Annotated in this window: 9 protein-coding genes; 4 read left to right on the plus strand and 5 right to left on the minus strand. The window is 46.4% G+C overall.

From position 1 onward, the window contains the following. Window positions 1–78 precede the first annotated feature (78 nt). The 4 genes from L855_RS20925 to L855_RS20940 all read right to left on the minus strand — a co-directional run bounded on the left by L855_RS20925 (window position 79) and on the right by L855_RS20940 (window position 8,459). Complete coding sequence (locus L855_RS20925) at window positions 79–978, minus strand: tRNA (5-methylaminomethyl-2-thiouridine)(34)-methyltransferase MnmD (RefSeq protein WP_159790845.1); 900 nt, start codon at window positions 976–978, stop codon at window positions 79–81. A gap of 84 nt (window positions 979–1,062) precedes the next feature. Then, complete coding sequence (locus L855_RS20930) at window positions 1,063–3,987, minus strand: PAS domain S-box protein (protein WP_159790846.1); 2,925 nt, start codon at window positions 3,985–3,987, stop codon at window positions 1,063–1,065. A 55-nt stretch (window positions 3,988–4,042) separates the two neighbouring features. Continuing rightward, window positions 4,043–7,516, minus strand: coding sequence for a PAS domain S-box protein (locus L855_RS20935; RefSeq protein ID WP_159790847.1), 3,474 nt, complete (start codon window positions 7,514–7,516; stop codon window positions 4,043–4,045). A 313-nt stretch (window positions 7,517–7,829) separates the two neighbouring features. Continuing rightward, entirely contained in the window at window positions 7,830–8,459 is a 630-nt protein-coding gene (locus L855_RS20940; RefSeq protein WP_159790848.1) for an HAD-IB family phosphatase, read from the minus strand. A 204-nt stretch (window positions 8,460–8,663) separates the two neighbouring features. Here L855_RS20940 and prfC point away from each other — a divergent pair, with 204 nt between their 5' ends. The 4 genes from prfC to L855_RS20960 all read left to right on the plus strand — a co-directional run bounded on the left by prfC (window position 8,664) and on the right by L855_RS20960 (window position 12,298). Then, window positions 8,664–10,292, plus strand: a complete 1,629-nt coding sequence (gene prfC / locus L855_RS20945) for a peptide chain release factor 3 (RefSeq protein ID WP_159791234.1) — start codon at window positions 8,664–8,666, stop codon at window positions 10,290–10,292. Window positions 10,293–10,359: 67 nt separating this feature from the next. Continuing rightward, on the plus strand, window positions 10,360–11,088 hold the full coding sequence (locus L855_RS22090) for a DUF262 domain-containing protein (RefSeq protein ID WP_246199330.1): 729 nt from the start codon (window positions 10,360–10,362) through the stop codon (window positions 11,086–11,088). Between the two features lie 227 nt (window positions 11,089–11,315). Then, entirely contained in the window at window positions 11,316–11,603 is a 288-nt protein-coding gene (locus tag L855_RS22095) for a hypothetical protein (protein ID WP_159790849.1), read from the plus strand. Next, complete coding sequence (locus L855_RS20960; protein ID WP_159790850.1) at window positions 11,600–12,298, plus strand: MAE_28990/MAE_18760 family HEPN-like nuclease; 699 nt, start codon at window positions 11,600–11,602, stop codon at window positions 12,296–12,298. The genes L855_RS22095 and L855_RS20960 overlap by 4 nt, the downstream gene beginning before the upstream one ends. Here L855_RS20960 and L855_RS20965 read toward each other — a convergent pair. Next, entirely contained in the window at window positions 12,290–12,931 is a 642-nt protein-coding gene (locus L855_RS20965) for a GNAT family N-acetyltransferase (protein ID WP_159790851.1), read from the minus strand. The genes L855_RS20960 and L855_RS20965 overlap by 9 nt on opposite strands.

Below are 12,931 nucleotides of genomic sequence, written 5' to 3' on the forward strand. Positions count from 1 at the left end.
CGGAGGAAGAGGAGGAAGAAGTTAATGGTATAAGTCATCCCCTCTTGGGAGGGGTGCCCGTCAGGGCGGGGTGGGTCTTCAGTTGACGGCGGCCCAGCGTTTTTTCCAGTGACTGGTGGGTTCTAGGTTGGATTCGGCTTGTTCTTGACGGCGGCGTTCTTGGATGAGGTCTCGGGAATCGCTGAGGCGGGGGTCTCGATAGGGAATTGCGGCTCGGGTTTGTAGGTGTTCTTGTTCTTGGAGGGAGAGGGGGGGGAGAGGGTGATCGCCCCAAATGGCGACGGTTCCTGGACTTTTACGGCCAACGGGGTGGGTTGAGCCGATTTGCAGACCAATCTCCTGTAAGGCGCTGCGGATGGCGGCGGAACAGGAATAGGTCGCTAGGTAACCCTTGGGCCCCAGACACTCCCCAAGTTTTTTTAGAAAGTCCACGGTCCATAATTCGGGACAGGTTGGGGGGGAAAAGGGATCGAGGAAAATACCGTTGGCCTGAAAGCCGCTTTCGCATAGGTCCTGAATCTGCGATCGCGCATCCCCAAAGTATAAGTTCGCACTCAAACGAGCATCCTCAAACTGGTGCTCTTGTGCTAAGTCGGCTAAACGCCACTGCACGTCATTGGACCAACAATCGAGTAAGTCTTCATGAACGGCGGCTTTGGGAACGACGCGGTCTAACTCTAACCCGACTAAGACAATGCGACAGCGGGGGTTAGCGTCCCAAATGGCGTCAATGGCGGCGGCGCTGTTGTAGCCTAGGCCGTAACAAACATCGAGAAGGTACAGGACATCATGGATGTGGGCCTGTTCTCTCAAGCGTGTGGGGTGGACGAACTTCTGTTCGGCTTCCTGTTTTGCGCCATGATGGGAATGGAATAATTCTCCAAATTCTTGGGAGAAAAAGGTAAATGAGCCGTCTTGAGTCTGTTGTGGGGCGAGCGATCGCACGAGGGGGATGCGGGGAAATTGGGGTGTGGACATGAGAGTTAGCAAACAATAATGAACAATGGCCCGTTAAACTTGGGAAAATTCCTGTCGTGAGGGACTTGTTATAACGGTTCTAGTCTAACCCCTGGGCATGGCAGGAAGTTGAATAATCAGTTCGGTTCCTGCTCCTAGCGTTGAGTTACAGATTAGTTCTCCATTGTGGTATTTGCTAATAATCTGATAGCTGGTCGGCAGTCCCATTCCCGTTCCGGTTCCGACTGGCTTAGTAGTAAAAAAGGGATTGAAAATCTGCTCTCGAACTTGGCGACTCATGCCAACTCCATTATCTCGAATTGATAGGTAAACCTGATGGTTGTCTATGCGAGTCGTAATTGTAATGCAGCCCTGATAGACCACTTGTTGCTCAAGGGTAAGGCTTTCTTTTCGTTGGTCGATCGCATCAATAGCATTGACCAATAGATTCATAAATACCTGATTGAGTAAGCCACTGTAACATTCTACGTTTGGCAGTTGCCCGTAGTTTTTAATAATCTTAATTCCGGGGTGATCCCCATGACCTTTGAGCCGATTTTGCAGAATCACTAAGGTGCTATCAAGATTTTCATGTAAATCCACGGCTTTGAGTTCGGCTTCATCTAAGCGGGAGAACGTTCGCAGGGATTTGACAATATCTCGAATGCGTGTGGCGCCGTTCCGCATGGAGGTAATCAGTTGATGGAAGTCGTCTTTGAGAAAGTCAAGTTCAATCTCATCGATGAACTGGGCGATCGCCCCCGGGGGATTAGGATAATGCTGTTGATAAGCCTCCACTAATTCTAGTAAGCTACTTGCATATTCATGTGTATATTGCAAATTACCGTAAATAAAATTAACAGGATTATTGATTTCATGGGCAATTCCGGCAACGAGTTGTCCTAAGCTAGACATTTTCTCAGCTTGCACTAACTGCACTTGAGTATCTTGTAACTCCCGATAAGCACGGCTGAGTTCCTCACTCTTACTTTGGGCTTCTTGATAGAGTTCTGCTTGCTGAATCGCGATCGCAATTTGGTTGCTGATTTCACTGAGCAATTCCATCTCATCCTCATCCCAATGAGAGTCATTACTAATCCGTGATAGTTCAAAGATTCCCCAATAGCCGTTGATGCTACAAATGGGTAGGCAGCAATAGCTATTGATTCCCGTTTCACGACAGATACGTTTGAAGTCTTCATCAGTGCAATCATCAACAGAATTCAAATAATAGGGAGTGTTGCGTAGAATTGAATCATAGACTGTAACAAATCCTTCTAAGATATGAGTCCCGAGCCAATCCTTGATTTTGGGATGTTTTTTCTGCACTAAAACTTGTATCTCAACCCGTGGACTTGACTCATCAGAGCTATCGGTTTGACGGCACCAGCCAAACGTACAAATATCTACCTCGATTTCATCAAAAATCGCAGTCACTGCATTTTGGACAATGACCTTTAAGTCCAAAGAATTACGAATTGCTTGAGTAATGTCACTTAAGATTTGGGTACGACTCAGGAGTTCTTGAACTTCGGCTTCAGTTGTTTTGCGTTCTGTAATATCTCGCGCTGCGGCATAAATCAAGTCTCCTTCAGGAGCAGCTAACCATTCAATGTAGCGATAGTCGCCGCTTTTCGTACGATAACGATTGACAAATTCGGAAATAGGTTGATTCTCGGCTAAGCCCCCCAAAGTTTCTACGGTAATGGTAATATCATCAGGATGAACCAAGTCCAAAAGATTAAATTGTTCTAATTCGCTGATATCATAGCCCAGAACCCGTTGCCAACTGGGATTAACTCGCCGAAATCGTCCTGAAAAGTCGGCGATACAGAGGAGATCTAGGGAGATATTAAAAAACCGTTCTAGTTCCAGTTCAGCGGACTTGCGATCGGAAATATCCCACACAGTCCCAAAGAGCCGGACGACCTCTCCCTCTTTCATCTCGACTTCGGTGCGGTTACTGATATAGGCGATGTCTCCCTTGGAGCGTAGAATGCGATAATCGAATGCCTGAGGTTGGCCTTGATCCCGTGCGGCATTGACTCGGGACAAAAATAGGGGGCGATCCGATGGGTGAATCTGATTAACTAACTCAGGGAAGCTCGGTTCCTCTTGATGGGGATCAAGACCAAAAATACGAAACGTCTCCTCCGACCAGGTGATTATGTCGGTTCTCATGTCAAACGACCAACTCCCAATGTGGGCAATGGCTTGCGCTTTTTGGAGTTCTTCTGTCAGCTGTTGGCGTGCTTGTTCATCCGCTTTGCGATCGCGGATATCCCGCATAATGGTGGAGAAAAAGGGTGGCTCTCCGAGATCTCCGGGATGATACATAATTAACTGTTCGACGGGAACTTCTTCTCCTCGGGCTAAAATTGCCGTTTCACCCCGCCAAATTCCCGAGGTTTGAGCTTCCGGAAGACCCTGTTTGAGAATGATCTCCAAAGCCCAGGACGGATGAAAGCTAGAAATATGACTACTTTCGAGAGTTCCCTGATCGAAATAAGTCTGCCAGGCTTCATTCACAAAAAAAATGTTGCCCTGAGCATCTGCTGTCCCAATCAGATCTGAGGTGCGCTCAACAATCTCCACAAGATGTCGTTGTCGAGCGGGCGCGTGATGAGAACGGGAGTGGTGTCTGATAATCGGCCGTAAGACGGAGAGATGACGATGGGGGCTAAAATTGGCGGTGGCCGCATAGTCCACTGCACGTAATTCACCATCGGGACGTAACAGGCGAAATTCCCCCCGTGCTTGACCATGGGAGAGGAGATAGTCCCAAGCTTGCTGAAAGTCGAATCCTGGTTCAGCAAAGTCGGCAATGGAGGTTTGCAATAATTGCTCTCGTGGCAGGCCAAAGAGTTCGCAGGCCGCTGCGTTGGCCTCTACATACGTTCCCTCATCATCGAGAACCACCATGGCATCCGGGGCCGCCTCAAAGAGCGATGTCAGTTGAGCCGAGTCCAGAGACTTGGGATTAGAGGTATCTTCGTGGCTGGGGGGGGTCTCCTGGACGTTACCCGACATGTGACGTTGATTTTAAACTTTAGCTTGTATCGTAACATGTTTGATTGCTATAGCTCTACAACTTAGGACTCACAGTCACGCCAATGTTTGTCGGCAGTTCAATGACAAATTCTGTTCCTTGACCGAGGGACGAGTTGCAGTAAAGTTTGCCTTGATGCGACTGAGTGATAATTTGATAACTGGTGGGTAATCCCATGCCCGTTCCCATGCCAATAGGTTTGGTTGTAAAAAAGGGATTAAATATCTTTTCTTGAGTGGCTGGAGTCATTCCACAGCCGTTATCACGGATGCTGATTTGAATCGAGTCATTGTCAACAACTGTCGTTGTAATCGTGATTTCTCCGTGATAGTCCCTTGGTGATGCAGGTTCTTGGCGATGGCGCTCAACTTCAATGGCATCAATGGCATTCATGAGCAAGTTCATAAAAACTTGATTCAGCAAGCCGCTATAACAGGAAATCTGAGGAAGATCGCCATAGTTTTTGATAACTGCAATTTCCTGCTCAGAACCACCCTGATGTAATCGATTTTGCAAAAGAACCAGAGTGCTATCTAAGTTTTCATGAAGTTCAACTTCCTTGACACTAGACTCATCTAGACGAGAAAATGTCCGCAACGATTTAACAATGTCACGAATCCGCGTTGCACCGTATTTCATGGACTGAATGATTTTGGGAAAATCGTCCACCAGAAACTCCAAGTCAATGGACTGACAGTACTCCAGAATCTCCGAGACTGGCTCAGGATAGATCTGGCGATAGCGGCGATGCAGTTCAATCAACCCCTCTGAGTATTCAGCGGCATAGTCGAGATTTCCATAGATAAAGCTAACAGGATTGTTGATTTCATGGGCAATTCCCCCAACCAACTGCCCCAAGCTGGACATTTTTTCGGCTTGGAGTAACTGAATTTGAGTGTCTTGGAGTTGACGGTAGGCTTGGCTGAGTTCTTGGCTTTTGTTTTGGGCCTCGTGATAGAGGTCGGCTTGTTGGATGGCGATCGCCACTTGATTGGCAATCTCTTGTAGAAGTTGAATATCTTCCGGTTTCCAAGCTGTTTGTCGCTCGATATAGCCAATCTCAATTCCGCCAATTCGTCCACTTAGCGTATGAATGGGGAGAAAGTAATATGATTCTATATGACAGGGATTACAAAAATCTTTTAGACCTGGATCGGTTGAATTGGAGACGGAATCGACTTGATAAATTTGATTGCCGAGGATAAAAGACAGCAAAATAGGAAAATCATCAGTAATATGTCGTCCCAGCCAGCCAGGAAGTTCAGCTTTTTTCCGTTCCTTGACAACATTCCAGAAGGACTTACTGCCTTCATCCTCGTACCAGCCAAAGGTGCAAATATCAACATCTAAATGGTCATAGACAACAGCAACAACGTTATCAATTAGAATGTCTAACTCTAAAGAATTGCGGACTTTTAGGCTGATCGCACCCAAAATTTGAGTCCGTGTCAGAAGTTCTTGAACTTCTATCTCTGCTCTTTTGCGATCGCTGATATCTCGAATCAATGATAAGACTTCCTTATCATTTACTTTGACAAAGCGAGCTTCAAAATCCTGTCTCATTCCCGGTACAGGCAACTGATATTCAAATGCTTGTGGTTCCCCTGAACTGAAAGTCTTAGCAATGATTTGTTTAACGTTTTCTGCAAAAGGTTTCGGAAAAATTTCATCAATCTGTTTACCAATAAAGTCGTTGGGATCTTGATATGCTGCCACATCTCGGGAGGGTTTATAGTCGAGAAATACCGCCTCAGGGCTGTACCGAAACATCATATCGGGGATAGCATGTAGTAATGCACGAGTTTGCTGTTCTTTTTGTCGTAGTTCTTCCTCGATCTGTTTACGGTCTGTGATATCAATAATAATCCCAAATAATTTGGTGAGTTTCTTCCCGTCAAATTCAGTCCGGATGCGACTGTTGATATAGGCAATGTCTCCAGTCGGTTTGACAATGCGAACATCAAAATCTTGTGGAATTCCTTGCTGTGCTTGAGTCGCACAATCGATGAAGTAAGGACGATCATCAGGATGAATTTGCTGGATATGTTCCTCAAACGTCGGCTCCCCTTGGTTAGGACTCATGCCAAAAATACGAAAGACCTCATCAGACCAAGTGATGTCTTGAGTTTGAATATCAAAAGACCAATCCCCAATATGACCTAATTCTTGAGCTTCTCTAAGTTGTTGAGTCAGGTTTTGCAGTTCCAGCTCTTTGCTGTGGCGATCGCGGATATCCCGGATAATCGTTGAGAAATAGTCTTCTTCATCAGACTCCCCCACATGGTGCATAATCAACTGTTCAACGGGAATCTCTTCACCGTCAGCAGTTAAGATGGCAGTTTCTCCCTGCCAAAGTCCTAAACGACGTGCTTCAGGCAATCCTTCCTCAAAAATTAGCTCCAAAACCCAAGGGGGACAAGTTTCGTCTAACCGTTTCGGAATTTTGGCTAAATCATCATAAAAGTTTTGCCAGGTACGATTGAGATAAAGAATGTTCCCCGCCGCATTAGCGGTTCCAATAAAATCAGACGTGCTTTCTAAAATTGCCAGCAAACGACTTTGATGAGCTTCCAGCTCTTTCTGTCGGGTAATATCGTGGATATAGCCATACCAGATGGTACTTCCATCGGGGAGAGAGCGGGGTGTTGCATGACCTAGCAACCAGACAATACGTCCCTCTTCTTTGATGACGCGATACTCACAATACCAAGGGATACCGGTCTCTTTGGACAGATGAATCGACTGACTCATGGCAGCTAGATCATCCGGATGTACAATGGCAAAAACCGGCTCTGCATCCTCTTGCACTGCTTCAGGACTAACGCCATAAATGTCTCGGATTCCTTCACTGGCATAGGGAAAATGAAAACTGCCATCTGGGCGCATCCGAAACTGATAAATCACCCCAGGAATATGGCGAGAGATCTCCTGGAGAGAATGCTCAGGCTGTGAGGGGAGGGGTTTCGGGTTGGTGGCAACTCGGGAGATGAGTTGTTGCGTTGCCTCAAGTTGGGACTGGATTTTAGTCAGTTCGATCTGATGCCGTTGTGCTTGATCACGAAGTTGTTTCTGAAGCTGTTTGACCTCTTGCTGAGCCTGTCTAGTTTCGCTAACATCTTTCAGGGTCAAAACGTGATACTCACCGATGACATGGTAGCTAATAGCATAGTCAACTTCGCGAATCTCCCGTTCACCATAAATGACGCAAAAGGCGCCCTGAATCTTTCCATGGTCTTGAAGTTTTTGTTGGATTTCAGCAAAATCAAACCCAGGTTCAGTGATCGCATCGATTGAGGACTTCAGCAACTCACTCCGAGAGCGGACGAATAATTCACAGGCGGCTTCATTCACCTCTAGAATGCTGCCATCATCGTCTAGAACTAGCATTGCCTCTAACCCAGCATCCAGGAGACTGCGCCAAGGAGACAGGTTTAAGGTCAAAGGACTAACAATGGATTGATCGCCTCCTAAACTATCAAAGGGAGGATTAAGTGGAAAGGATCCAGACATATCTTCGAGGCAAATGGGCTTGCTTTCCGAATATATCATAATGACCCTACGATCGCCCTTGATCTTAAATTACGGTTAAATAGATGACTTCAGCAAGTCCTGTATCATTTTTATTAAGAGAAATTCACAAATCGGTCAGAATACTCAATAATTTGTCAGATTCCCCTTGCCGTCCTGACTCAATCTTCACAAAAAATTCACAATTTGCGAGAACAAAGGTCATACCGCAAATCGTGAAGTCATCAAACTGTAAGCTGGATCACATAAAAAATTATGGCTGTCATCCGAGCCAAGATCGTAGAATACGCGGGTCTTATCTCCAAACTTGGGATAGGCGATCGCGAACTTGCGTAAATGTCTCAAACGAATCGTAAGTTACACCGCGTTCAGCAAGATAACGGCAGAGGCGATCGCGGGCAAACACCCGAGGGGCCGCCAGGGCCGCCTTGAGATCGGTGACGGAATCCCCAATCAGAATCCAATCGGGTTCTCCATAATGCTCAATCACAGCCAGTTTATTGACCATTTCCCCCTCGCCTTCGAAGTCAGAGTACGGAAAACAGTAAGTTCCGTGAGTTTGCAATTTCACGGCATGGATGCCTCGCACCCGTTGGCTTAAGTCTCCTAATACCCCTTCGACAACCCCTTGAACCCCTCCAGATACTACGACTAAGGGAACATGATGTTCATCGAGGAAATCTAGGAGTTCCACGAAACCCGGTCGTATCTCATAGGTGTGGGCCAACTTAATAATTTCTGGGTAACAGGCGGAGGGGATGGCTTCGAGCATTTGATGTACGCCCTCCTGTAGACTGAGGCTGAGACTGTAGATTTGAGGTAGGATGCGGCTTGCTGCTTCTGGGGCAAATCGTTCAACGGTGGAGACGAAGGTATCTTCAAGGGTGATGGTTCCGTCGAAATCGCAAAAGATGATGGGGGACATGGGGAATGGGGAACAGGGAACAGGGAATAGGGAACAGGGAACAGGGAATAGGGAACAGGGAACAGGCATAACCCACCCCTGCCCCTCCCAGGAGGGGAAGGCAATAGGGGGCGAGAGTTTGTTAAACTGGTGGGGTTGTTGCCCGGTCAGTTTAAGGCAACTGTAGAACAGATTTATCTCAGTTTTCCCTTCCTAGAGCTATTCATGAGCGACGAGCTGCGAACCGAACTGCAAGAGGCGATCGATACTCGACGTACCTTTGCAATTATCTCCCACCCTGACGCCGGGAAAACCACCCTCACTGAGAAAGTGTTGCTGTATGGGGGGGCGATTCATGAAGCGGGGGCCGTGAAGTCGCGGCGATCGCAGCGTCACGCCACATCAGACTGGATGGCCATGGAACAACAGCGGGGGATTTCCATCACCTCAACGGTGTTGCAGTTCCTCTATAAAGACCATCATATTAATCTCCTCGACACTCCCGGACACCAAGACTTCGGCGAAGATACCTATCGCACCCTGACGGCGGCCGATAATGCGGTGATGTTGGAAGATGCCGCCAAGGGGTTGGAACCCCAGACGCGTAAGTTGTTTGAAGTCTGTCGGATGCGATCGCTCCCCATTTTTACCTTTATCAATAAAATGGATCGTCCCAGTCGCGATCCTCTCGAACTCCTTGATGAGATTGAACAAGAACTGGGATTAGCCACCTATCCGGTGACGTGGCCCATCGGCAGTGGCGATCGCTTCACCGGAGTTTATGATCGCCGTCAAGGGAAAGTCCATCTCTTCAAACGCACGGCCCACGGAACTAAAGCGGCCGAAGATACCGTATTCGAACTGGGAGATCCCCGTTTAGCGGACTTAATTGATCCCGAACTCTATCATCAACTCAAGGATGAAATTGAAATCCTCGACGAACTCGGAACAGACTTTGACTTAGAGGCCATTCACGCCGGCCAACTCACCCCTGTCTTTTTCGGCAGTGCCATGACCAACTTTGGGGTGCAGCTCTTCCTCGATGCCTTTGTGGACTATTCCCTCAAACCCTATCCTCGCCACAGTACCCAGGATGACATTGACCCCACCTATCCTGAGTTCACGGGGTTTGTCTTTAAGTTGCAAGCCAACATGGACCCCAAACACCGCGATCGCGTGGCCTTTGTGCGAGTCTGTAGTGGTAAGTTCGAGAAAGACATGACCGTACAACATGCCAGAACCGGCAAAACCGTGCGTCTGTCTCGTCCCCAAAAACTCTTTGCTCAAGGGCGAGAATCCCTAGATACCGCGTATCCTGGAGATGTCATCGGCTTAAACAATCCAGGAATGTTTGCCATTGGTGACACCATTTATAACGGTAAGAAATTGGAATATGAAGGGATTCCCTGTTTCTCACCAGAAATCTTCGCCTATCTGCGGAATGTGAACCCCTCTAAGTTTAAGCAATTCCGGAAAGGGGTGGCAGAACTGCGGGAAGAGGGGGCCGTGCAGATTATGTATTCCGTGGATGAGTCGAAACGAGATCCCATTCTGGCGGCGGTGGGCCAACTGCAATTTGAGGTGGTTCAATTCCGTATGGAAACCGAGTATGGGGTGGATACTCGTTTGGAACTGTTACCCTTTACCGTGGCCCGTTGGGTTCAGGGGGGTTGGCCGGCCCTGGAGGAAGCGGGACGAATTTTTAACACCGCTGCGGTGAAGGACAGTTGGGAGCGTCCGGTGTTGTTGTTCCGCAATGAGTGGAATGTGGCTCAGGTTCAGGCAGACCATCCCAAGTTACAGTTAAGTAACATCGCTCCAGTGGTGTCGGGGAAAGAGCCAATTGAACGGTAACGGGAAACAGGATGACAGCACACCAACATTTATGATAGACCGCCCTAACTGCTAGTCAAGGCTAATCATGGTCACACTCTCATCGATAACCGAAAGCCAGCAACAAGCCGCCGAAGCCCAGATTCGCGACAAAGCCAAGCAAGTCGATTACAATACACTTGAATATCCTATTGAAGTGATTGTCCAAAAGTACTGTAATGGGCTAGAAGACGATACCAATGAGATCTTCATTCCTGACTATCAACGGGAGATGGCCTGGGATGAAGATCATCAGTCTAAATTTATTGAATCAATTTTACTTGGACTCCCGATTCCTTATATTTTTCTTGCCGAAGTCTCTCACGAAGAGGAAGATTATGATGCTCGCTTGGAAATTATTGATGGAACGCAACGGATTCGCACCCTAAAACGCTTCCTAACCAATTCACTCCAACTCAGTAATCTTAAAAAATTAACCGAGTTAAATGACTTTAAGTTCAAAGACTTGCCAAAACCAAGACAGCGTCGCTTTCAACGCAATACCTTAAGGATGATACGCCTCAAGGAAACAGCTGACGAAGAGGTTCGCCGAGATTTGTTTGAACGAATCAACTCGGGTAGTATCGAGCTAAATGCCATGGAGAAACGGCGAGGAAGTCAGCCAGGACCTTTCCTCAATCTCATCGAAGACTTATCACGAAACCCAAGTTTTTTGGAGCTAAGGAAGTCAGCCAGGACCTTTCCTCAATCTCATCGAAGACTTATCACGAAACCCAAGTTTTTTGGAGCTATGTTCGTTCTCCAAAGCTTCAATTGATCGGCGAGATCCTCAAGAATATGTCTTAAGATTTTTTGCATTTATGTTCGTTCTCCAAAGCTTCAATTGATCGGCGAGATCCTCAAGAATATGTCTTAAGATTTTTTGCATTTCTTGAAAACTACCAATCCTTCTCGGGTAATGTTCATGACTTCCTTGATGATTACTTGAAATCTAAAAATGCCGATCTGGAGCAATCACGACATTTGACAGAAACCTTGAATCACTTGCGACACACATTTTTATCTGTTCTCTCGGTGATTGAAGAATTAGAACCCAATAGCTTAAGGACTGGCAAACATAAAATACGACCGATTACTCGCATTAAATTTGAGTCATTATCCGTGGGACTGGCATTAGCTTTGCAACAACGAGATAATTGGATGCCTCGTTCCCTTGACTTTCTTGAGTCGGATGAGTTTCAATCTTATACGAAGAGTGATGCAAGTAGCTCTAAAAATAAAGTTGTTCGTCGCATTGAGTATGTTCGAGATGCTGCTTTGGCTGAGTCGTGAAAAGTCAATTGTTTTATGAATTTAATCCAAAAGCTGTAGAAGTTAGTCAGTATTTCATGTTTCTTAAAAAGCTTGAGAGGGAGACCTATAATCCAGAGCGTATTAGGTCTCAAAATCCAGTCATTGATGTTTATTTCAATCAGGACATTGAGCGAACTCTAAAAAGTGCCGGATTTCTACTACTCTATAACTTGATTGAAGGAACCATTCGGAGTTCAATCCAATATATTTTTGATCATATCAGTTCTAAATCTGTTTCCTTTGATGATCTTAGGCGAGATCTCAAGTTAATTGTCTTGAAAAATCTTAGAAATAAATCACCAGACAAGCTAATTCAGAGCATCAACCAAATTTCGCTCGATATTATTGCGGAAACATTTGATGCAAATGATATTTTTTCTGGGAATGTGGATGCTCGAAAAATAAAAACTCTTGCCAAAAACTACGGGTTTTCAAGCCAATCTATTCCGATGACTCGTGATGGAGCTGATTTATTAGATATCAAAAGGCAACGCAACGACTTAGCCCATGGAATTAAGTCATTTAACGAAATTGGAAAAGAGATACCATCTGAAGAGTTATTTAGAATAAAAAATCGAGTTATTATCTATCTTAAATATCTCATCATCAACATTGAAAGCTATTTAGAAAATCAAGACTATTTAGACAAATCATCTGAAAAATCCTCACGTTAAATAGACTGTTTCTGGGACATTTTGCAAACAGGTTTGTAAGAGTGGATCACTCAGAGGACGCTCATACAGGTCTTGGAATAACTGACAGAGCAGTTGACGAACCCGATCGCCCCCTAATGTGGGAGTTTTATAAGCCGGGGCGATCGCCAAACACATCTCCGTTGGCTCTCCCCCCGACAGCGGCGGCAAAATATAGCGTACATCCTGGAGAAACTTCGCCCCCAGTCGTTGATAAAACCCATAACGTCGTTGGGTCATTGGCTCCGCCTCATCGGGCACTTCAACCTCTAGCAACAGATAGCGATCGCGCTCCTGCAACGCCGCAATCACCTGCCTAAAAAAGCGACTGCCAATTCCCTGATTGCGAGCCGTGGGATGGGTTGCAATATACCCCAGTAAGGTCAAATCACTGTTCTGGAGAGTATATAAAATTGCCATAAAAACGACCTCATCCTCTCGTTGTCCCACCCAAAGTTCATAAATGCCACTATCAATGCGTTCCTCCACCTTAGGACGAGGAATTTGCTCACTCAACGGAAAAGCCGTCTCATAAATCGCCAAGGCCGGGGCCGTCGCCGGATGCGTTGACCTGGGAATTTTCTCAAACCGTACCGATTCCATCTCCTCCGTCAT

Source organism: Sodalinema gerasimenkoae IPPAS B-353 (genome assembly GCF_009846485.1).
Lineage (GTDB): Bacteria > Cyanobacteriota > Cyanobacteriia > Cyanobacteriales > Geitlerinemataceae > Sodalinema > Sodalinema gerasimenkoae.

Bases quoted from the DNA above. Each gene is read 5' to 3' on its own strand.
- L855_RS20925 (WP_159790845.1), bottom strand. From the start codon at position 978: ATGTCCACACCCCAATTTCCCCGCATCCCCCTCGTGCGATCGCTCGCC.
- L855_RS20930 (WP_159790846.1), bottom strand. From the start codon at position 3,987: ATGTCGGGTAACGTCCAGGAGACCCCCCCCAGCCACGAAGATACCTCT.
- L855_RS20935 (WP_159790847.1), bottom strand. From the start codon at position 7,516: ATGTCTGGATCCTTTCCACTTAATCCTCCCTTTGATAGTTTAGGAGGC.
- L855_RS20940 (WP_159790848.1), bottom strand. From the start codon at position 8,459: ATGTCCCCCATCATCTTTTGCGATTTCGACGGAACCATCACCCTTGAA.
- prfC (WP_159791234.1), top strand. From the start codon at position 8,664: ATGAGCGACGAGCTGCGAACCGAACTGCAAGAGGCGATCGATACTCGA.
- L855_RS22090 (WP_246199330.1), top strand. From the start codon at position 10,360: ATGGTCACACTCTCATCGATAACCGAAAGCCAGCAACAAGCCGCCGAA.
- L855_RS20965 (WP_159790851.1), bottom strand. From the start codon at position 12,931: ATGACGGAGGAGATGGAATCGGTACGGTTTGAGAAAATTCCCAGGTCA.